Annotated in this window: 18 protein-coding genes and 1 pseudogene; 11 read left to right on the top strand and 8 right to left on the bottom strand. The window is 70.6% G+C overall.

Going from position 1 to position 21,146, the window contains the following annotated elements; all coding sequences use genetic code 11:
* Positions 1-8: 8 nt before the first annotated feature.
* On the bottom strand, positions 9-1,145 hold the full coding sequence (locus ACIQ7Q_RS09765; protein WP_403858416.1) for a PLP-dependent cysteine synthase family protein: 1,137 nt from the start codon (positions 1,143-1,145) through the stop codon (positions 9-11).
* A gap of 181 nt (positions 1,146-1,326) precedes the next feature.
* On the opposite strand from ACIQ7Q_RS09765, the gene ACIQ7Q_RS09760 reads away from it, so the two are divergent.
* Positions 1,327-1,650, top strand: a complete 324-nt coding sequence (locus ACIQ7Q_RS09760; protein WP_403858414.1) for a hypothetical protein — start codon at positions 1,327-1,329, stop codon at positions 1,648-1,650.
* 182 nt (positions 1,651-1,832) lie between these two features.
* Positions 1,833-2,369 carry an ATP-binding protein gene (locus tag ACIQ7Q_RS09755; protein WP_403858412.1) on the top strand — a complete coding sequence of 179 codons (537 nt, stop codon included), beginning with the start codon at positions 1,833-1,835 and terminating at the stop codon, positions 2,367-2,369.
* 35 nt (positions 2,370-2,404) lie between these two features.
* Here the strand turns inward: ACIQ7Q_RS09755 and ACIQ7Q_RS09750 are convergent.
* From ACIQ7Q_RS09750 to tkt, 4 genes and pseudogenes are all read right to left on the bottom strand, one after another.
* Positions 2,405-2,649, bottom strand: a pseudogene (locus ACIQ7Q_RS09750) (hypothetical protein); the annotation flags it as partial.
* Between the two features lie 191 nt (positions 2,650-2,840).
* Positions 2,841-4,307: a glucose-6-phosphate dehydrogenase gene (zwf, locus tag ACIQ7Q_RS09745; protein WP_403858410.1), complete on the bottom strand. Its 1,467-nt coding sequence runs from the start codon at positions 4,305-4,307 to the stop codon at positions 2,841-2,843.
* Positions 4,304-5,341 carry a phosphogluconate dehydrogenase (NAD(+)-dependent, decarboxylating) gene (gene gnd, locus ACIQ7Q_RS09740; protein WP_403858408.1) on the bottom strand — a complete coding sequence of 346 codons (1,038 nt, stop codon included), beginning with the start codon at positions 5,339-5,341 and terminating at the stop codon, positions 4,304-4,306. The genes zwf and gnd overlap by 4 nt, the downstream gene beginning before the upstream one ends.
* A complete protein-coding gene (gene tkt / locus ACIQ7Q_RS09735; protein WP_403858406.1) occupies positions 5,338-7,428 on the bottom strand; it encodes a transketolase in 2,091 nt (696 codons plus the stop codon). The genes gnd and tkt overlap by 4 nt, the downstream gene beginning before the upstream one ends.
* Before the next feature lie 143 nt (positions 7,429-7,571).
* Here tkt and ACIQ7Q_RS09730 point away from each other — a divergent pair, with 143 nt between their 5' ends.
* The 5 genes from ACIQ7Q_RS09730 to ACIQ7Q_RS09710 all read left to right on the top strand — a co-directional run bounded on the left by ACIQ7Q_RS09730 (position 7,572) and on the right by ACIQ7Q_RS09710 (position 14,261).
* The gene (locus ACIQ7Q_RS09730; RefSeq protein ID WP_403858404.1) at positions 7,572-8,315 is read left to right on the top strand and encodes an HAD family hydrolase; all 744 of its coding nucleotides are present in this window, start codon (positions 7,572-7,574) and stop codon (positions 8,313-8,315) included.
* Positions 8,312-10,705, top strand: a complete 2,394-nt coding sequence (locus ACIQ7Q_RS09725) for a glycoside hydrolase family 65 protein (RefSeq protein WP_403858402.1) — start codon at positions 8,312-8,314, stop codon at positions 10,703-10,705. Before ACIQ7Q_RS09730 ends, ACIQ7Q_RS09725 begins: the two co-directional genes overlap by 4 nt.
* 83 nt (positions 10,706-10,788) lie before the next feature.
* The gene (locus tag ACIQ7Q_RS09720) at positions 10,789-11,214 is read left to right on the top strand and encodes a helix-turn-helix transcriptional regulator (RefSeq protein WP_403858400.1); all 426 of its coding nucleotides are present in this window, start codon (positions 10,789-10,791) and stop codon (positions 11,212-11,214) included.
* 5 nt (positions 11,215-11,219) lie between these two features.
* Positions 11,220-11,636 carry a VOC family protein gene (locus ACIQ7Q_RS09715; protein ID WP_403858398.1) on the top strand — a complete coding sequence of 139 codons (417 nt, stop codon included), beginning with the start codon at positions 11,220-11,222 and terminating at the stop codon, positions 11,634-11,636.
* 219 nt (positions 11,637-11,855) lie between these two features.
* Entirely contained in the window at positions 11,856-14,261 is a 2,406-nt protein-coding gene (locus ACIQ7Q_RS09710) for an ATP-binding cassette domain-containing protein (RefSeq protein WP_403858396.1), read from the top strand.
* 106 nt (positions 14,262-14,367) lie between these two features.
* Here the strand turns inward: ACIQ7Q_RS09710 and ACIQ7Q_RS09705 are convergent, their stop codons facing one another.
* A complete protein-coding gene (locus ACIQ7Q_RS09705; protein WP_403858394.1) occupies positions 14,368-15,213 on the bottom strand; it encodes a YhjD/YihY/BrkB family envelope integrity protein in 846 nt (281 codons plus the stop codon).
* Positions 15,214-15,355: 142 nt separating this feature from the next.
* Positions 15,356-16,570, bottom strand: a complete 1,215-nt coding sequence (locus ACIQ7Q_RS09700) for an ROK family protein (RefSeq protein WP_403858392.1) — start codon at positions 16,568-16,570, stop codon at positions 15,356-15,358.
* 97 nt (positions 16,571-16,667) lie between these two features.
* On the opposite strand from ACIQ7Q_RS09700, the gene ACIQ7Q_RS09695 reads away from it, so the two are divergent.
* The 3 genes from ACIQ7Q_RS09695 to ACIQ7Q_RS09685 all read left to right on the top strand — a co-directional run bounded on the left by ACIQ7Q_RS09695 (position 16,668) and on the right by ACIQ7Q_RS09685 (position 19,116).
* Positions 16,668-17,891, top strand: coding sequence for an MFS transporter (locus ACIQ7Q_RS09695; RefSeq protein ID WP_403858390.1), 1,224 nt, complete (start codon positions 16,668-16,670; stop codon positions 17,889-17,891).
* 65 nt (positions 17,892-17,956) lie between these two features.
* Positions 17,957-18,301 (top strand): SCO4225 family membrane protein, encoded by a 345-nt coding sequence (locus ACIQ7Q_RS09690; protein ID WP_403858388.1) that lies wholly within the window; start codon positions 17,957-17,959, stop codon positions 18,299-18,301.
* Positions 18,302-18,372: 71 nt separating this feature from the next.
* A complete protein-coding gene (locus tag ACIQ7Q_RS09685; protein ID WP_403858386.1) occupies positions 18,373-19,116 on the top strand; it encodes a maleylpyruvate isomerase family mycothiol-dependent enzyme in 744 nt (247 codons plus the stop codon).
* Between the two features lie 41 nt (positions 19,117-19,157).
* Here ACIQ7Q_RS09685 and ACIQ7Q_RS09680 read toward each other — a convergent pair whose 3' ends face one another.
* Positions 19,158-19,568, bottom strand: a complete 411-nt coding sequence (locus ACIQ7Q_RS09680) for a MarR family winged helix-turn-helix transcriptional regulator (protein WP_403858384.1) — start codon at positions 19,566-19,568, stop codon at positions 19,158-19,160.
* 87 nt (positions 19,569-19,655) lie between these two features.
* Here ACIQ7Q_RS09680 and ACIQ7Q_RS09675 point away from each other — a divergent pair, with 87 nt between their 5' ends.
* Positions 19,656-21,134, top strand: coding sequence for an MFS transporter (locus ACIQ7Q_RS09675; protein WP_403858382.1), 1,479 nt, complete (start codon positions 19,656-19,658; stop codon positions 21,132-21,134).
* Positions 21,135-21,146 lie beyond the last annotated feature (12 nt).

Below are 21,146 nucleotides of genomic sequence, written 5' to 3'. Positions count from 1 at the left end.
CCGGACCGTCAGCAGGGCCAGTCGCCGGTGGCGAGGAAGTGCTCGATCGCCGCCGTGTACGGGCGGACGTCGAGCCCTTGCTCGGCGAGCCAGTCGTCCGAGTAGTACTTGTCGAGGTAGCGGTCGCCCGGGTCGCAGATCAGGGTGACCACACTCCCCCTGTCCCCCGCGGCCACCATCTCGGCCACGATCTTCAGCGCGCTCCACAGTCCGGTGCCGGTCGAGCCACCCGCCTTGCGTCCGATGGCACCTTCGAGGGCCCGTACGGCCGCGACGCTGGCCGCGTCGGGCACCTTCATCATCCGGTCGATCGCGCCCGGCACGAAGCTCGGCTCCATACGGGGCCGGCCGATGCCCTCGATGCGGGAGCCGCAGTCGCTGGCGGCGTGCGGGTCGCCGTGCGTCCAGCCGTCGAAGAAGCAGGAGTTCTCCGGGTCGGGGACGCAGATACGGGTGTCGTACTGCATGTAGCGCACATAGCGGGCGACGGTCGCCGAGGTGCCTCCGGTGCCCGCCGTGGCGACGATCCAGGTGGGCTCCGGGTAGCGCTCGAGACGCAACTGCTGGTAGATCGACTCGGCGATGTTGTTGTTGCCGCGCCAGTCGGTGGCCCGCTCGGCGTAGGTGAACTGGTCCATGTAGTGGCCGCCGGTCCGGTCGGCGAGCGCCGCGGACTCCTCGTACATCTTCCGCGAGTCGTCGACGAAGTGGCACCGGCCGCCGTGGAACTCGATCAGCCGGATCTTCTCGGCGCTCGTGGTGCGCGGCATGACCGCGACGAAGGGGACACCGATCAGCTTCGCGAAGTACGCCTCGGACACGGCGGTCGAACCGCTGGACGCTTCGATGACGGGCTTGTCGGGTCTGATCCAGCCGTTGCACAGGCCGTACAGGAACAGCGAGCGGGCGAGCCGGTGCTTGAGACTGCCGGTGGGATGGGTGGACTCGTCCTTGAGGTAGAGGTCGATCCCCCACCCCTCCGGCAGCGGGAAACGCAACAGGTGGGTGTCGGCAGAGCGGTTGGCGTCGGCCTGTACCTTGCGTACGGCCTCTTTGAGCCATGCCCGGTAGTGCGGATCACTGCGGTCCACGTCGGCGGTCGCCACCGCCCGGCCCGGTGCGCTCCGGTCCGCCGTGCTGTCCATTGCGTTCCCTTCGTTGTGCCGACTCTGCCGCCACTGGTAACAGTAGGCCCCTCACCTGCGTAAACGTTCGCTTTGGGTATCCATAGGCGTCGCTTGTGGCGGAGCGGCGACAGGCGTACTGGCATGTGCGGCGCGAGTTGTGCACACTTCCAGGAGAGTTGCTGCGAAGGGGGCGGACACGATGGCCATGACAGAGCCGGATTTCAGCGCCACGGGTGTGCGGATCGAGCGCTGGCCCCGCTCGCTCACCCGGGCCGGCCAGGTGCTGATCAAGGACGGCAGGCTGGCGCTGATGACCAGTTACGGCCGCGTCATCGAGAGCGCGCCCGTGCGGGCGGTGACCGCCGGCAGGCCGTGGTTCGCCGGTGACGACAGCACGGTGGCGACGCTGAACGGCAAGCGGTACCGCCTGACGATGGGCCAGCGCAGCCGGCGGCCCGAGGGGCGCGCACTGGCCGGGCGGTTCCTGGAAGCGGTGCGCGGGGCGGGCGGCTCGGAGCACTGAGGACGCGCGTGTGGGCTCCGCGAGTTGCGGGGCACGGGGCGATGGTTCACGCTGGTTCCACATCACTCAGGGTTCACCGGCGGTCACGCTGAGATCCAGCCCCGCCGGTCTGATCAGCAGGTCGGCCGACTGCTGGATCGCTTTTCTCGTCTTCTTCCGGACTATTTCGGGGAGTCGCAGCCGTGATCAGCCAGCCAAGCAGGCACTGCACGGTGGAGCTCCAGGCCCTGCCGTCGCGGATCGGTCAGGTCCGCAGAATCATTTCGGCGCAACTGCGCTACTGGCATCTCGATCCTCTGATCGACCATGCCGCGCTGGGCGTCACCGAGTTGCTGACCAATGTCCACCGGCATGCCCAGCCGGACAAGATGTGCACCGTGGACGTCGAGCTGCTGCTCGACCGGCTCACGATCTCCGTCCACGACCACGACCCGCGACTGCCGACCGTGCGCGACCCGGGCATGGCCGCCACATCCGGGCGTGGACTCGCGCTGGTGGCGGCCATGAGCGAGAGCTGGGGCGCTCGGCCCCAGGGCGATACGGGCAAGGTCGTCTGGTTCACGCTCCCCGCCTCGTCGTCCCCCGTGACGCTGCCCGCGTACCGGGCGGTGTACGGAGCGACGACCATCGGCCCCTTCTCCGGCACCCAGGAGGCCGAGGCCGTGCTGCTGCTACCGGAGACGGAAGCGGCTTCCGTCCGGTCGGCCGTCGCGGGCTGACGCAGCGGACGCGGCGCGCGGGCCGTCTTCGGGCGCCTCCGCCACCGCGCCGACCACGAGCGGCACACGCAGTACTCCTCGTCGTCGATCTCGGCCGCCGCGAAGCCGCGGCCGAGTACGGCGATCGGAAACTCTCGGCGATCGCCGGCCGGACTCCCTGCCCGCGGGTGCGGCGGCCGCACCAGAGGCCGGTGCGGCGCAGGACGATGACGACGGCCGCCCAGACCAGGGGGAAGAACAGGACCCACGGGCCGGGCCCGACGTTGGCCAGTGCGTTCATCTCGGCTCAACTCCTCGGTGACGTCGGTCGTGCTGTCCCTTGTCGCTGTCGGCACTCCCGCCGACAGGGGCGCCGAGTCGTCGTACGGGCAGCGGCAGCCCACGTACGCAGCCGGGAGCGCACCGCGCTGCGGCAGGGCAGGCACTGGTGAGCTCACGCGGGGGCGACGAGGCCGATCACACAGGCCGGCGTCAGCGTTTGTCCGGCAGGAACCAGCGGTGCGGCGCGATGAGGCGGTCGATCCCTTCGGGGCCCCAGGAGCCGGGTGCGTAGGGTTGCACCGGCGGCGGGTTCTCCAGCAGCGGGGTGGAGGCCTCCCACAGGCGCTCGATGCCGTCCGAGCGCGTGAACAGGGCCTGATCGCCGACCATCGCGTCAAGGATGAGACGTTCGTACCCCTCCAGGGCGTGCCTGGTGTTGAAGGACTCCGCGTAGTTGAACAGCATCTCGGCCTCGCCGAGCCGCATGTCGGGGCCCGGCTCCTTGACCAGGAAGCGGGCGGCGATCCGGCCGGGGTCGTCGAAGTCGATCACCAGCTCGTTGTTCCGGGGGGCATGAGCGCCGTGCGGGGTCGCGGGGAACATCCGCAGGACCGGTTCCCGGAAGCCGAGCGTCACGACGTGCCGCCCCTGCTCCAACGCCTTGCCGGAACGCAGGTAGAAGGGCACTCCCGACCAACGCCAGTTGTCGACGTGCACGCGCAGGGCGACGAACGTCTCGGTGTCGGAACGCGGGTCGACACCGGGCTCGTCCCGGTAGCCGTCGTACTGACCGCGGACGACGTGGGCGGGGTCCACGGGCCGCAGACTCTGGAAGACCTTCTCCTTCTCGTCCCGCAGGAGCCGCGCGGCAAGGGTGGCCGGGGGTTCCATCGCGACGAACCCGAGGAGCTGGAACAGGTGGGTCACGATCATGTCCCGGAAGGTGCCGGTCCCTTCGAAGAACTTGGCGCGGCCCTCGATGGCGATCTTCTCCGGCACGTCGATCTGCACATGGCTGATGTGGTCGCGATTCCACACCGGTTCGAAGAGCCCGTTGGCGAAGCGGAGGGCGAGGATGTTGTCCACCGACTCCTTGCCCAGGAAATGGTCGATGCGGAAGACGCGGGACTCGTCGAAGACGGCGTGAATCGTCGCGTTCAGCGCCTGGGCCGAGTGCAGGTCCGTGCCGAAGGGCTTCTCCACGATCAGCCGGGCGTTGTCCGCCAAGCCGGAGGCGCCGAGCATGTCGACGACGGAGGTGAACGCGGCTGGCGGGACGGCGAGATGGAACAGCCGCCGTGGACTGCCGCCGATGGACCGCTCGGCCTCCTCGACCGCGGAGAGAAGCGGCTCGAGAGCATCGGGGTCGGCCGCTCCGAAGGTCAGCGCGTCCTCGAACTGCTGCCAGGCCGGGCCCTCCGGCTTCGATCTGCCGAACTCGGCGACCGCGTCCCTCGCGTGTGCGCGGAAGCCCTCGGGGCTGGGCGCGACGGCGGCCGGAGCCGAGCCGACGATGCGGTACCGGGCCGGCAGCAGTCCCGCTTTGGCCAGGTGGAAAAGGCCGGGCAGCAGCTTGCGCCGGGCAAGGTCGCCCGTTGCGCCGAACAGTACGATGACGTGATCGTCGGGCAGTGGGCCGTGCTTCCCCGTCCTTGAGCCGGAGTTCGGCACAGTCACCCCGCCTTCTCGGCGTGGCCGCCGAATTCGCCGCGCATCGCGGACAGCACCTTGTCGGTGAACTCCCCCAGACCGCGCGACTCATAGCGCTGTGTCAGGGCGGCGCTGATGACGGGCGCGGGCACGCTCTCGTCGACCGCCGCCACGACGGTCCAGCGTCCTTCTCCGGAGTCCGAGACCCGGCCCGTGTACGTGTCGAGTTCCGGCGAACGGGCCAGGGCGTCGGCGACGAGATCGACGAGCCACGAACCGACCACCGAGCCGCGGCGCCACACCTCGGCGACCTCGGCCACGTCGATCTCGTACCGGTAGGCCTCGGGCTCGCGCAACGGGGCCGTCTCCGCGTCGACCGAACGCTTCCGCAGGCCGGCGTCCGCGTGCTTGATGATGCTGAGGCCCTCTGCGACGGCGGCCATCATCCCGTACTCGACTCCGTTGTGCACCATCTTCACGAAGTGGCCGGCGCCGCTGGGTCCGCAGTGCAGATAGCCCTCGGGGGCGGTCCCGTCGGTGCGGGTCCTGCCCGGGGTGGGTTCGGCGCTGCCGGAGCCGGGGGCGATGGTGCGGAAGACCGGGTCCAGCCGGGCCACCGCGTCCGCGTCGCCGCCGATCATCAGGCAGTACCCGCGCTCCAGGCCCCAGACTCCGCCCGACGTGCCGCAGTCGAGGTAGTGGACGGCGTGCCGGGCGAGTTCCTGGGCGCGGGCCATGTCGTCCCGGTAGTACGAGTTGCCGCCGTCGACGACGATGTCGTCCGCGTCCAGCAGGCCCGTCAGCTGTTCGAGTGCTCCCTGCACCACGCCTGCGGGCAGCATCAGCCAGAGATTCCGGGGACGCTCCAGTTTCTCGACGAAGTCCTCGAGGGAGGAGGCGGCTGTCGCTCCTTCCTTCTCCAACTCCCGTACGGCAGCGGCATCGAGGTCGTACACCACGCACCGATGGCCGCCGCGCATCAGCCGGCGTACGAGATTGGCTCCCATCCGGCCGAGCCCGATCATGCCGAGCTGGAGTGTGCTGCCGGTGTCAGAGGTCATGACCGAACTCCTCGTTCTCCGCGGCTCGTGCCCGCGTCCGTACGTGCTGCCAGCAACTCGCGCGCCACCTCGGTGATCCGCTGGGTGGTGAATCCGAACTTCGTCAGCAGTTGTTTCAGCGGTGCCGACGCGCCGTAGGTGTGCATACCGATGAGGGCGCCGCCGTCCCCCACGTACCGGTCCCACCCGAACGTCGATGCCTGCTCGATGCCGATCCGTGCGGTCACCGCGGGCGGCAGGACCTGGTCGCGGTACTCCCGCGGCTGACGGTCGAACAATTCCCAGCACGGCAGGCTGACCACCCGGGCCTCGATGCCCTCCGCGGCGAGTTCGTCGCGGGCGGACAGCGCGAGGGACACCTCCGATCCGGTGGCGAGGAGGATCAGCTGCGGCTCTCCTGAAGGCGCGTCGGCCAGGACGTAGCCGCCGCGTGCGACTCCGGACGCGGCGGCGAGCCGCGACCGGTCGAGTGTGGGCAGAGCCTGGCGGGACAGGACGAGCGCCGCCGGCTCGTGGCGGAGCGCCGCGACCACTCGCCATGTCTCGACTACTTCACCGGCGTCGCAGGGCCGGAACACCAGCAGACCCGGCATCGCGCGGAGTCCGGCGAGTTGTTCCACGGGCTGGTGGGTGGGCCCGTCCTCGCCGACGCCGATGGAGTCGTGGGTGAAGATGTGGACGGCCGGGATCTCCATCAGCGCGGACAGCCGGATGGCTGCCTTCGCGTAGTCGGAGAAGATGAGGAATCCCGACCAGAACGGCCGCAGCTTCGTCAGCGCCATGCCGTTGACGACGGCCGCGGAGGCGTGTTCCCGGATGCCGAGGTGCAGATTGCGGCCGGACCAGTTGTCGGGTTCGAAGTCGCCCGCGCCGTCGAAGGTGAGCCGGGTCTTGGTCGACGGCGAGAGGTCGGCGGAGCCGCCGATGAGCCACGGCACGCGCTGCGCGAGAGCGTTGAGAACCTGGCTGGAGGACTCCCTTGTGGCGAGCCCCTTGGGGTCGGCGGGAAAGTCGGGCAGCCCACTGTCCCAGCCGTCGGGGAGTTCGCGGCGCTGCATGCGCTCCAGTTCGTCGGCCAGTTCGGGCCAGGCAGCCCGGTAGGCGTCGAACCGCTCCTGCCACGCGGTGCGCAGCGCGGCGCCCCGGGCGCCGATGCCCTGGTCGAACCAGTCACGCACTCCGTCGGGAACGAAGAAGATCTCGTCCTCCGGCATGCCCAGGAAGCGTTTGGTGGCGCGTACCCCGTCGGGCCCGAGCGGCGAACCGTGGGCCTTCGGCGAGTCCTCGACGGGTGAGCCGTAGCCGATGTGGCTGTGCACGACGATCAGGGTGGGCCGCTCGCTCTCCGCCCGGAAGGAGTGGAACGCGCGCTCAACGGCGTCGAGTTCATTCGCATCGGCGACGGTGGTCACGTTCCAGCCGTAGGCGAGGAACCGGGCGGCGACGTCCTCCGTGAACGTGATGTCCGTGTGGCCCTCGATGGTGACCCGGTTGGAGTCGTAGATCCAGCACAGGTTGGACAGCCCGAGGTGCCCGGCGAGGGAGGCGGCCTCCGAGGCGACGCCTTCCATCATGCAGCCGTCGCCGGCCAGCGCGTACACGTCGAAGTCGAAGAGCGGGAAGTCGTCCCGGTTGTACCTCCCGGCCAGCCACCTGCCCGCCATCGCCATGCCCACGGAGGTGGCGACCCCCTGACCGAGCGGCCCGGTCGTGGTCTCGACACCGCTCGTCCACCGGTACTCGGGGTGGCCGGGGCAACGGGAGTCGAGCTGGCGGAACGACTTCAGGTCGTCGAGCGTGACCGACGGGCGTCCCAGCACCTCGTAGTCGGGGTCGACCGCACGGACGCCGGTCAGATACAGCAGCGACCACAGCAGCACCGACGCGTGTCCCTCGGAGAGAACGAAGCGGTCGCGGTTGGGCCAGATGGGGTCCTGCGGGTCGAACCGCAGGAACCTCTGCCACAGCGTGTACGCGACGGGCGCGATGCCCATCGGCGTACCCGGATGGCCGGAGTCGGCCTGCTGCACGGCGTCCATGCAGAGGCCTCGGACGGTGTTCACCGACAGAGCGTCCAGGTCGGTCATGGGCCTTCCCTGATGTTCGGCAAGATCCGGCCAGTCCAGTACACGCCGCTTCACGACGACCTGCATTCCGGCACTCGACCGGCGACTCCACCGGCTGGCCGTACCGCCGTGCCGGGTGGTGGAGCCGCTCCTAGACTCGTCGCATGCTGGGGCTCCCGGATCATGTGCGTGCGTGTCTGTTCGACCTCGACGGCGTCCTCACTCGGACCGCGACCGTCCACGCGGCGGCGTGGAAAGAGATGTTCGACGATTTCCTGCGCCGCAGAGCGGAACGCGACGGCACGCCGTTCGTCCCGTTCGACGAGGTGCGAGACTACGACGAGTACGTGGACGGCAGACCGCGCGCCGACGGAGTCCGCACCTTCCTTGCCTCGCGCTCCGTGGAGCTGCCCGAGGGGACGCCCGACGATCCGCCGGATGCCGAGACGGTGTACGGCCTGGGCACCCGCAAGAACGAGTTGGTGCTCCGGCTGATCCACGAGCAGGGCGTGCAGCCGTACGAGGGCTCGGTGACGTTCGTCCGGGCGGTACGGGACGCAGGTCTGCGGCGCGCGGTGGTCTCCTCCAGCGCCAACTGCCATGACGTGCTGGTCGCCGCGGGCATCGCCGACCTGTTCGAGGAGCGCATCGACGGGATCGTGGCCGCGGAGCAGCACCTGCGCGGGAAGCCGGCGCCGGACACCTATCTGGCGGCGGCTCGCGCGCTGGGCGTCGAACCGGGCGAGGCCGCCGTGTTCGAGGACGCGCTGGCCGGCGTGGAGTCCGGGCGGGCCGGAGGGTTCGGGCTCGTCGTCGGTGTCGACCGGGCCGGGCAGGCCGACGCACTGCGCCGGCACGGCGCCGACACCGTGGTCGACGACCTCGCCGAGCTCCTGGAGGTCCGATGATCAGCCACCCGAGCTTCGCGGTGGAACCGTGGCGGCTGCGTGAGGCCGAGCTGAATCTGGATGTCCTGGCCCAGAGCGAGTCGGTCTTCGCCCTGGCCAACGGGCACATCGGCTGGCGCGGCAACCTCGACGAGGGCGAGCCGCACGGGCTCCCGGGCACCTACCTCAATGGTGTGCACGAACTGCACCCGCTGCCGTACGCGGAGGCCGGCTACGGCTACCCGGAATCCGGCGAGACGATGATCAACGTCACCAACGGGAAGATCATCCGGCTGCTCGTCGACGACGAGCCGTTCGACCTGCGCTACGGCGAACTGACGGCCCACGAACGGGTCCTCGACTTCCGCTCCGGGCTGCTCACCCGTACCGCCGAGTGGACCACGCCGAACGGCTGCTCACTGCGCATCACCTCCACCCGTCTGGTGTCACTCACCCAGCGGGCGGTCGCAGCGGTCGCGTACGAGGTGGAGCCGCTGGACAGCGACGCACGTGTCGTCCTCCAGTCAGAACTCGTGGCCAACGAGAAGCTGCCGGCCAGCGGAAACGACCCGCGGATCGCCGCCGCCATCGACTCCCCGCTCCGCTCGCAGGAGCACTACGCGCAGGGCACCCGGCTTCGGCTGGTGCACTGCACCGAACGAAGCAGACTGCTCGTGGGAGCGGCGGCGGACCATCTGGTCGAGGGGCCGGAGGGCACCACCTGGGCCGCCCACAGCGAGCCGGACATCAGCCGGCTCACCGTCATCAGCTCGCTGGCGCCCGGCCGACGGCTGCGGCTGGTGAAGTTCGTGTCGTACGGGTGGTCCGGCCAGCGGTCCCTGCCGGCCGTCCATGACCAGGTCGATGCCGCGCTCGCAGCCGCGCGCGCCACTGGGTGGGACGGCCTGCTCGCCGAACAGCGTGCCTATCTGGACCACTTCTGGGCGGGCGCCGACGTCGAGGTGGACGGCGACGCCCAGATCCAGCAGGCAGTGCGGTTCGCCCTCTTCCACGTGCTGCAGGCGGCCGCTCGGGGCGAGGAACGAGCCATCCCGGGCAAGGGGCTGACGGGGACGGGCTACGACGGCCACTCGTTCTGGGACATCGAGTCCTTCGTCCTGCCGGTGCTCACGTTCACGGCGCCGAGGGCGGTCGCTCCGGTGCTTCGGTGGCGTCATTCGACGCTCCCGATCGCCCGTCGGCGGGCGCGTCAGCTCGGTCTCGCCGGGGCTGCCTTCCCGTGGCGGACCATCACCGGGCAGGAGTGCTCGGCGTACTGGCCGGCCGGAACGGCGGCCTTCCACGTCAACGCGGACATCGCCGACGCGGTGCAGCGCTATGTGAGCGCCACCGGCGACGAGGTGTTCGAAAGAGGGCCGGGTCTCGATCTGCTGGTGGACACGGCCCGGCTATGGCACTCGCTCGGCCACCACGACTCCCAGGGCACCTTCCACATCGACGGCGTCACCGGGCCCGACGAGTACAGTGCCGTGGCGCGCGACAATCTCTACACGAATCTGATGGCTCAGCAGAATCTGATGGCGGCGGCGGAGGCCGCCGTACGGCACCCGGACCGGGCCCGTGAACTGGGAGTCGACGAGGAGGAGACCGCGGCCTGGCGGGACGCGGCGGCGGCGGTCGCGATCCCGTACAACGAGGCACTCGCAGTACACGAGCAGGCGGAGGGCTTCACCCGCTGCCAGCAGTGGGACTTCGACGCCACTGAAACGGAGCAGTACCCGCTGCTGCTGCACTTCCCGTACTTCGACCTCTACCGCAAGCAGGTCGTCAAGCAGGCCGACCTGGTGCTCGCCATGCAGATGCGCGGGGACGCCTTCACCGCCGAGGAGAAGGCCCGCAATTTCGCCTACTACGAGGCGCTGACGGTGCGCGACTCCTCCCTCTCGGCGTGCACGCAATCCGTGATGGCCGCGGAGACCGGCCACCTTCGGCTGGCCTACGCGTATCTGGGCGAGGCGGCCCTGATGGATCTGGAGGACCTGGAGCACAACACCCGCGACGGGCTGCACATCGCCTCCCTGGCCGGCAGCTGGATCTCTCTGGTCCTCGGCTTCGGCGGTCTACGGCTACGGGACGGGGTGTTCGGCTTCGCGCCCCGGCTGCCCGAGCAGCTGTCCCGGCTGGCCTTCAGCGTCGTGGTGCTGGGACGGCGGCTGCGCGTGGAGATCGGTGGCGGCCTCGCCCGCTACACCCTTGTCCACGGCGAGCCGCTGGACATCCATCACCATGGCGAAGCGCTGACGGTCGCTGCCGCCGCACCGGCCGAGCGGCCACTGCCCCCGGTGGCGGCCCGGACCGAGCCGGAACAGCCGAGGACACGTCGCCCCGCGGACAGGCAGGGCGACCGCTTCGGCGGAGTGCTGGGCCCGGAGGCCGACGCACCTGCCTGAGGACCTCGGCGCTCCGTGCCCCGGCGCAGCCCGCCTCCACAGAGCCCACCCCGCGGCACCCGGCGCTGTGCGATGGTGGTCGCGTGACACTGGAGGACCTCGTCCGGCTGCGCCGGGCCCGTGACCTGATGGACCGCGCATACGCCGAGCCGCTCGACGTTCCGGCGCTGGCCCGCATCGCCCTCATGTCGCCGGGCCATTTCTCCCGCAGCTTCCGCGCCGCATTCGGGGAGACGCCGTACAGCTACCTGATGACGCGGCGGATCGAGCGGGCCAAGGCGCTGCTGCGGCGGGGCGACCTGGCGGTCACGGAGGTCTGCTTCGCGGTCGGCTGCACCTCGCTGGGGTCGTTCAGCTCGCGGTTCACGGAGCTGGTCGGCGAGAGCCCGAGCTCCTACCGGGCCCGCCGCCACGACGAGGGCGCCGCCGTCCCGGCCTGCATCGCCAAGATCCACACGCGACCGGTCAGGAATGGAGAAGCACAACCCGTCCCCCCGCCCGTAGCGTGACGCGCATGGACATCACACTTTCGCAGTGCTTCATCGCCGTCGACGACCACGACAAGGCCCTCGCCTTCTACCGGGACGTTCTCGGCCTGGAGGTGCGCAACGACGTCGGATTCGAGGGGATGCGGTGGGTGACCGTCGGCTCGCCGTCGCAGCCCGATGTGGAGATCGTCCTCGAGCCGCCGCTTGCGGACCCGAACGCCTCGCCCGCCGACCGGGAGGCCATGGCGGAACTGCTCGCGAAGGGTCTGCTGCGTGGTGTCATCTTCAGGACCGACGACTGCGACGCGACCTTCGAGCGCATCCGCGCCGCCGGCGGGGAGGTGCTGCAGGAGCCGATCGACCAGCCCTACGGCGTCCGCGACTGCGCCTTTCGCGACCCGGCCGGCAACATGCTGCGCTTCACTCAGCCTCGCAAGCAGTGAGCTCCGGTCCCGCGGACCGGCCCACCCTGCCGGTGATCCGCGCGCCGCGTTCAGGCTGCGCGTGAGGTGAAGGAGAGCCCGGCCGGTGCAACCCGCCCCGGCCGGCAGACGCCGGCGCAGGAGATCAAGACGTACTGCTCGAAGCCGGGCAGATCGAGCCAGGCGACGCCCGAGGAGCCGCGAAGGCGGCTCCGACCGACAGAGGGAGACACAAAGAGCATGACCAAGAGGACGAGCACGCAGTCGCCTGCGCCGCACGCTGCCGACAGCCACGATCTCATCCGTGTGCACGGTGCGCGCGAGAACAACCTCAAGGACGTCAGCATCGAGATCCCGAAGCGCCGCCTCACGGTGTTCACCGGCGTCTCGGGCTCGGGCAAGAGCTCGCTGGTGTTCAACACGATCGCCGCGGAGTCGCAGCGGCTGATAAACGAGACGTACAGCACCTTCGTGCAGGGCTTCATGCCGACCCTCGCGCGACCCGAGGTCGACGTCCTCGACGGACTGACCACCGTGATCACCGTCGACCAGCAGCGGATGGGCGCCGACCCCCGTTCCACGGTCGGCACCGCCACGGACGCCAACGCGATGCTGCGCATCCTCTTCAGCCGGCTCGGCAAGCCGTACATCGGCCCGCCCAGCGCCTACTCCTTCAACACCGCCTCGGTCCGGGCGAGTGGTGGGATCACCGTCGAGCGCGGCTCCGCCAAGACGAAGACCGTGAAGGCCACGTACAACCGCACCGGCGGCATGTGCACGCACTGCGAAGGCCGGGGCAAGGTTTCCGACATCGACCTCACACAGCTCTACGACGACTCCAAGTCCATCGCCGAGGGCGCGTTCACCATCCCCGGCTGGAAGTCGGACAACGTGTGGACCGTGGGAATCTACGCCGCGTCGGGGTTTCTCGACCCGAACAAGCCGATCCGCCGGTTCACCAAGGAGGAGATGCAGGACTTCCTCTACCGCGAGCCGACCAAGGTGAAGGTCAACGGCGTCAACCTCACCTACGAGGGGCTGATCCCGAAGATCCAGAAGTCCTTCCTGTCCAAGGACAAGGAGGCGATGCAGCCGCACATCCGGGCGTTCGTGGAGCGGGCCGTCACCTTCACCACCTGTCCCGAGTGCGAGGGCACCCGGCTCAGCGAGGGGGCCCGGTCGTCGAAGATCAAGCAGATCAGCATCGCCGACGCCTGCGCGATGGAGATCCGCGACCTGGCCGAGTGGATCCGCGGGCTCGAGGAGCCTTCGGTGGCGCCGCTGCTCGCCGCACTGCAGCGGACCCTCGATTCGTTCGTGGAGATCGGCCTCGGCTATCTCGCACTCGACCGGCCGGCGGGCACGCTGTCGGGCGGCGAGGCGCAGCGCGTCAAGATGATCCGCCACCTCGGCTCCTCGCTCACCGACGTCACCTATGTCTTCGACGAGCCCACCATCGGCCTGCACCCCCATGACATCCAGCGCATGAACGACCTGCTCCTGCGTCTGCGGGACAAGGGCAACACGGTGCTCGTCGTGGAGCACAAGCCGGAGGCGATCGCGATCGCCGACCACGTCGTCGACCTCGGCCCCGGTGCCGGTACGGGCGGCGGCACCGTCTGCTTCGAAGGCACCGTCGAGGGGCTGCGGGCCGGTGGCACCGTCACCGGCCGCCATCTCGACGACCGGGCCGCCGTCAAGGAGACGGTACGGAAGCCCACCGGCGCGCTGGAGATCCGCGGCGCGTCGGCGAACAACCTGCGCGACGTCGACGTCGACGTCCCCCTCGGGGTGCTCACCGTCGTCACCGGCGTCGCCGGCTCCGGCAAGAGCTCGCTCCTGCACGGGTCGCTTCCGAATCAGTCGGGAGCCGCCGACACCGGTGTGGTGTCGATCGACCAGAGCCCGATCCGCGGCTCGCGACGCAGCAACCCGGCGACGTACACCGGACTGCTCGACCCGATCCGCAAGGCGTTCGCGAAGGTCAACGGTGTGAAGCCGGCCCTGTTCAGCGCCAACTCAGAGGGCGCCTGCCCCACCTGCAACGGCGCCGGCGTCATCTACACCGACCTGGCGATGATGGCGGGCGTCGCCACCCCCTGCGAGGACTGCGAGGGGAAGCGGTTCCAGGCATCGGTGCTGGAGTACCGTCTCGGCGGCCGGGACATCAGCGAGGTGCTGGCCATGTCGGTGACCGAGGCCGAGAAGTTCTTCGGTTCCGGCGATGCGCACACGCCGGCGGCGCACAAGATCCTGCAGCGGCTCGCAGACGTCGGGCTCGGCTACCTCAGCCTCGGCCAGCCGCTCACCACCCTGTCCGGCGGCGAGCGGCAGCGCCTCAAGCTGGCCACGCACATGTCCGAGAAGGGCGGTGTCTACGTCCTCGACGAGCCGACCACCGGCCTCCACCTCGCCGATGTCGAGCAGCTGCTCGGCCTGCTCGACCGGCTCGTCGACTCCGGCAAGTCCGTCATCGTGATCGAGCACCACCAGGCGGTCATGGCGCACGCCGACTGGATCATCGACCTCGGCCCCGGCGCAGGCCACGACGGCGGCCAGATCGTTTTCGAGGGCACGCCCGCCGACCTCGTCGCCGCCCGCTCCACCCTCACCGGCGAACACCTCGCGGACTACGTCGGCGCCTGACGACCGGAGCGTCTTCGCTGCGGGCCCGCCGAATGGGCATCCAGTCGGTGGGCCCGCAGGGCCGGGTCGGGCTCGGCGGGGGCGCGGTCCGGCCGCGTCCTTCGTGTCAGTGTGCGCGCGGCGGTTTGTCGTGGTGGAACAAACGCCGCAAGGTCAGCAGGTCGTGGGCCAGGCGTCCGGCGATCGCACCGCCGTAGACGATCACCCCGACGCCGGTGAGCCAGGACTGGATCACCAGCACCGTGCCGAACGGGCCGTAGGTCACCGCGTTCGAGGCGATCAGCGGAGAGAAGACCAGCTGGGAGAAGACCCGTAGCCCGAGCATGCCGATGGCGGTGGCCAGGGCACCCGGCAGCAGGGCCCGCCAGCGGACCCGTCCGCCCAGCAGGACGCGTTGGGACGCCCAGAAGAACAGGACCGTGCCCCCCAGGTCGCCCAGGAGGGCGATCGCGGAGGCCACGAGCGATCCGTCGGGCAACGGCGTGCTCACGAAGATCATCAGATAGGCGATGAGCATCGCCAGCCACACGACATGCCGCCACATCGTGTGCCAGCGGGCCGCCGGGAGGTCCCAGATCTTCTCGTAGCAGGTCTGCACCGCGGAGCCGAAGGTCAGGCCGAAGACGGTGAGCGCGGCGAGACCGAAGGCGGTGGTGCGCTGCAACGCCTGCCCCGGCAGGCCGAAGAGCCGCTCGACCTCGTCCTGCGAGGATTCGGTGAGTCCGAGCGCCTGGCTCAGCCAGAGGGCGAATCCCCGGCCGCTCGCCGGATCGGTGGCCGCGACGACGACGAGCAGCGGTACGAGCGTCAGGAACGCGAGCGCGGCGAAGCCCATGGCTCGGTGCATCAGCTCGATCTCACGGCCGCTCTTCCAGGCGAGCCCGAGCCACGAGTCGGCCAGCCTGTGCCACAGGCGCCGAAGGCGGTGCGGGCGTGCCGGCTCGTTGATCACATGTCGTGGCCTACCCGCAACCGTCTCGCCTGCTGCCGACCATGCCCCCGGACGGGTGGCCGTCCCCGCGGGGCGCAGGATGCCCGCCGCGGCTGGAAGCCGAACTGCGGCGGCGGGCCTTCCGCTCGTGTGCGCGCGGCCGTCAGCCGAGCGCGGCCAACGGGTCGTCGAGTACCGGCTGCCAGGCCAGTTCGGCCGCCCCGACGAGGCTGTTGTGGTCGAGGGTGCAGGCGAGGATGGGGACTCCGCCGCTCTGGCCCCACAGGCTGCGGTCGGCGACGACGGCACGCAGGCGCTCCGGGTCGGCGTCGAGGAGTTCGCGGTGGAGCCCGCCCAGGATGATCCGGTCCGGGTTGAGGATGTTGACCAGCCCGGCCAGTCCCAGGCCCAGACGGTCGACGAGCTCCTCGCCCGCGCGCCGGACGGCGGGATCGTCGTACTCCTCCCGGAGCAGGTCCCGCGACTGCTGCAGCAGGGAGACCTCCGGGCCGGCGGCTCGGCCGGCGGCCGTGAGGAAGGCGAGCGGGTCGGCCTCGACGTCGAGGCAGCCGCGGCTGCCGCAGTGGCAGGGGCGGCCCTCGGGGTTGACGGTGAGGTGCCCCACCTCCAGCGCGAGGCCCGAACTGCCGCTGTGCAGCCGCCCGTCGAGGACGAGCGCCCCGCCGACGCCCCGGTGGCCGGTGGCGACGCACAGCAGGTGGTGGGCGCCCCTGCCGGCGCCGTGGCGGTGTTCTGCGAGTGCGGCGAGGTTGACGTCGTTGCCGGTGAACGCGGGGCCGGTGATGCCCGCGGCGCTCACCCGCTCGGCGAAGATGTCCCGCACCGGGGCGCCGGCCGGCCAGGCGAGGTGCAGCGGGTTGAGCGCGGTGCCCTCGGGCTCCGCGACCGCTGAGGGCACGGCGAGTCCGGCGCCCACGCAGCGGCGGCCGCTGCGGCGCAGCAGTTCGGCGCCCGCCTCGACGACCTCCCCCAACACCTGGGCGGGGTCGGCCTGGACGGTGACGCAGCCGGGCGCGGTGGCGACGATGCTGCCGCCGAGGCCGACGAGGGCGGCGCGGAATCCGTCGGCGTGGACCTGCGCGGCGAGGACGACCGGGCCGGTCTCGTTGACCGAGAGCCGGTGCGAGGGCCTTCCCTGGGATCCGGCGGCGGCACCGGGCCGGGAGTCGACGCGGATCAGCCCGAGGGCTTCGAGCTCCGCCGCCACTGCTCCGGCGGTCGCACGGGTGACGCCGAGCTCGGCGGTCAGCACGGCACGCGTGGGCGCCCGCCCGGTGTGAACCAGTTCCAGGGCGGGGCCGAGCGCGCTGCGACCTCTCTCCAGTCGTGTCCGGGTGGTCGTCCCCTTGCCGTTCATGCAGGTGAGTCTCCCATGATCCTGGTGGTGCGCCGCCCCGGCGGGAGGTAATCCGGCCGCCTTGAACGGATGGGCCCCGAGGCCCTATCCTGCTTTTGTGCCGCTACTAAACAAAGTCAGGACGGCCGTACCGGGGGTACCTGGCGGAGATCCCGCCCCGACCTCTCCGTCCCGCCTCCGCATCGCCCTCACCGTCTTCTTCGCCCTCGACGGCTTCCTCTTCGCGGGGTGGGTCGTCCGCATCCCGGCCATCAAGCAGCAGACCGGCTCGTCCGCGAGCGACCTGGGCCTCGCCCTGCTCGGGGTGTCGGCCGGCGCCGTGGTGACGATGACCCTCACCGGGAGGCTCTGCCGCCGCTTCGGCAGCCACCCCGTCACCGTCGCCAGTGCCGTACTGCTGGCACTGAGCATGGCGCTCCCGCCCCTGACGCACTCCGCCCTCGCGCTCGGCCTCGTGCTGCTCGTCTTCGGGGCCGCGTACGGCGGCATCAACGTCGCCATGAACAGCGCAGCCGTCGACCTGGTGTCGGCCATGCGACGGCCCGTCATGCCGAGCTTCCACGCGGCGTTCAGTCTCGGCGGGATGCTCGGCGCGGGCCTCGGCGGCCTGGTCGCGGGTGGCCTGTCCGCCGCCGCCCATCTGCTTGCCCTCACCGGCATCGGACTGCTCGTGACCGCGGTGGCCGGGCCCGTCCTGCTGCGTCATCGGGCGCCCTCGACGGGCACAACGCGGGCACGCACGGCACCACGGCGCATCGAGGGCCGCACGCGCCGGCTCGTGTTGCTCTTCGGCGTGATCGCCCTGTGCACCGCCTACGGCGAGGGTGCGATGGCGGACTGGAGCGCGCTCCATCTGGAGCAGGACCTTCACGCCCACCCGGGGCTCGCCGCCCTCGGCTACTCGCTGTTCGCGCTCACCATGACGGTCGGCCGGCTCAGCGGCACGGCGCTGCTGGAGCGGCTCGGCCAGACCCCCACGCTCGTCATCGGCGGGGCAACAGCCGCCGCGGGCATGCTGATCGGTGCGCTCGCCCCTTCCGTGTGGGCCGCGCTGGCGGGTTTCGCGGTCGCCGGCCTGGGGCTCGCGAACATCTTCCCCGTCGCGGTCGGCAGAGCGGGCGAACTCGCCGGCCCCGGTGGCGTCGCCGCCGCGTCGACTCTCGGCTACGGCGGAATGCTGCTCGGGCCGCCCGCGATCGGCTTCCTCGCCGACTGGTTCTCATTGCCCGTGGCACTGACGACGGTGGCGGCGCTGGCAGCGGGCGCGGCCGTGATCGCGTACGGCGCGCGGGGGGCCGCCGCACCCAGGGCGGTTGAGTAGCCGTACTCAGGCGCGCGCCGGGCTCGCGGGCGCAGCATGGAACCACCACGACCACGGGAGAGGCCATGCACGACCGACTGACCACGCTTGCACGACTCGCCTTCGGCAACCGCGCCGCCCAGGCGTATCTGGCGCTGGTTGCCGTCGCGGCCGTCTACGTCGCGATCGACACCGCGTTCGTCCATCACGAGGACGCCTCGTTCGCGGGGATCTGGCTCTTCCTGCTGGCCGCGCCGACGATCTTCGGTTTCATGGCCGTCGGCACGCTCCTCGGGGACACGGTGGCCGAGTCGGCCGCCTTCCTCTATCCGGCGCTGGCCCTGTCGGTACTGATCCAGGCACTGGCGCTGGGTCTCTTCGTACGGATGCTGACCGGCGGACAGCGCGCCGCGCGCCCGCACGGAGCCTGACGCACCCCCGCTCCCGGGCTGTCCGTGCCCTCTTCTCGAGGAGAGCGCCGTCCGCTGGCACAATCTTCGGCATGGAGACCTCCGCCCTGATCGGTTCGCTCGTCCGAGAGGGACGTCTGCTGGCCGAGTCCGCAGAGGAGGCGGGGCCGGACGCGGCGGTGCCGACGTGCCCCGCCTGGCAGGTGCGTGACCTCCTGCGACACACCGGCATGGTGCACCGCTGGGCTGCGGCCTTCGTCACTGAGGGCTACACCGATTACCACCCCGACGAGGGCGAGCCCGACCTCGACGGGGACGAACTGCTGGTGTGGTACCGCGAGGGCCATGGGCTGCTGGTGGGCGCGCTGCGCGAGGCCCCCGCGGATGTGAACTGCTGGTCGTTCCTGCCGGCGCCGTCGCCGCTCGCCTTCTGGGCGCGACGCCAGGCGCACGAGACGGCGGTGCACCGTGTGGACGCCCAGGCGGCGGCCGGTGGCGAGCTCGGACAGGTGCCGGCGGATCTCGCGGTGGACGGCGTCGACGAACTTCTGTCCGCGTTCCACGCCCGGCCTCGGAGCAGAGTCCGTACCGACAGCCCGCGAGTACTACGGGTCAGGGCGACGGACACGGAAGACGTGTGGACCGTACGACTGTCCGCCGAGCCGCCTCGTACCGAGCGCACCGCCGGGGAGCCCGCCGACTGCGAACTGCGCGGCACCGCCGAGCGGCTCTATCTGACGCTCTGGAACCGACTGCCGCTCGACGCGGTGGCCGTCGTCGGCGACACCGGGCTCGCACGGATGTGGCGCGAGCGTTCGGGCATCACCTGGTCGTAGTGGGGCGGTGGGCAGCCCTCGTTCGTCGGCGTGCCCCGAGGTCAGGACTGGGTCTCGGGCAGCATCCTCGACAGCACCGCGCGCTGCACGGGCTTGACCGCGGCATGCCGCGAGCGGCCCTCCTCGGTGAGTGCGACCCGCACGCCGCGCCGGTCCTCCGGACACATGCCGCGGGTCACCAGACCGTCCTTCTCCAGCCGGGCGATCAGACGGGAGAGCGCGCTCTGACTGAGATGGACACGGGACGCGAGCTCCTGCACCCGGTACGAGCAGTCGCCGGGCCGGGCGTCCTCCGCCCGCATCTCGGCGAGCACGTCGAGCACCTCGAAGTCGCTGGCACCGAGTCCGTGCCGGTGCAGCTCGCGGTCGAGCTCGCACATCGTACGTGCGTGCAGCGAGAGCACGTCCCGCCACTGCTCCACGAGCGCCTGCTCGGACTTCGTCGCAGCCATGACCGCACGTTAGCAGAAAAGCCGCACTTTGTTGCACCGGAATTAAATGCGCTTGCAGTCAATGCATGCGCATGTAATCTGCAGCGCATGACCTCTCCGCTCAACGTCCCCGAAACGCAGGAGCGCTGGAGCCCACGTCTGTGGGGCACCCTCCTCGTGCTGTGCGCCGCGATGTTCCTCGACGCCCTCGACGTGTCGATGGTCGGCGTCGCCCTGCCCTCGATCGCCACCGACCTCGACCTGTCCACTTCGACCCTGCAGTGGATCGTCAGCGGCTACATCCTGGGTTACGGCGGGCTCCTGCTCCTCGGCGGCCGCGCGGCCGACCTGCTGGGCCGCCGCCGTGTGTTCCTGATCGCCCTCGCCGTCTTCGCCGTCGCGTCTCTGCTCGGCGGGCTGGTCGACTCCGGACCACTGCTGATCGCCAGCCGGTTCATCAAGGGCCTGAGCGCGGCATTCACCGCCCCGGCCGGTCTGTCGATCATCACGACGACCTTCCAGGAGGGGCCGCAGCGCAACCGCGCGCTGTCCATCTACACCACGTGCGCCGCGACCGGCTTCTCGATGGGCCTCGTACTCTCCGGTCTGCTCACCGAGGTCAGCTGGCGTCTGACGATGCTGCTTCCCGCGCCCATCGCACTGCTCGCCCTCGTCGCGGGCATCCGGCTGATCCCGCGCAGCAGCCGCGAGGACTCCGGGAAGGGTTACGACCTCCCCGGCGCCGTCACCGGCACCGCCTCCATGCTGCTGCTCGTCTTCACCGTCGTACAGGCCCCCGAGGCCGGCTGGGCCTCCGCGCAGACACTGCTGTCCTTCCTCGCCGCGGCGGTGCTGCTCGCCGTCTTCGTCACCATCGAGCGGCGCAGCACGCACCCGCTGATCAGGCTGGGAGTGCTGCGCTCCGGGAGCCAGATCCGGGCCAACCTCGGTGCCGCGTTCTTCTTCGGGTCCTACGTCGGGTTCCAGTTCCTCGTCACCCAGTACATGCAGTCCCTGCTCGGCTGGTCCGCGCTCGAGACCGCACTCGCCTTCCTGCCGGCCGGTGCGCTGGTGGCACTGTCCGCGACGAAGATCGGCTCCGTGGTGGACCGGTTCGGCACGCCACGTGTGATCGCCACTGGTTTCGCACTGCTGGTGGTCGGATACGCACTGTTCCTCCGCGTCGATCTGAACCCCACGTACGCCGCCGTCATCCTGCCGTCGATGCTGCTGCTGGGCGCGGCCTGCGCGCTGGTGTTTCCCTCGCTCAACATCCAGGCCACCAACGGGGTGGAGGACCATGAACAGGGCATGGTCTCCGGGCTGCTGAACACCTCGATCCAGGTCGGTGGCGCGATCTTCCTCGCTGTCGTCACTGCGGTGATCACGGCGGGCGGCGAGACGGGCCGCTCCGCGCAGGATGTGCTCGACAGCTTCCGGCCCGGTCTGGTGGTCGTCACCGTCATTGCCGCAACCGGACTGCTCATCACGCTGACCGGGCTGCGCACCCGTCGCGGGACGGAGGGCGTGGTGGTGGCCAAGTCGCTGCCGGAGCAGGAGCCGCAGCGGGTGGCCGTCGGCGACTGACCGGCTGCTCTC

The organism is Streptomyces sp. NPDC096176 (assembly GCF_044763255.1).
Lineage (GTDB): Bacteria > Actinomycetota > Actinomycetes > Streptomycetales > Streptomycetaceae > Streptomyces.
The sequence above is the reverse complement of the archived record's forward strand: the minus strand, read 5'-3'. Positions and strand labels throughout refer to the sequence as shown.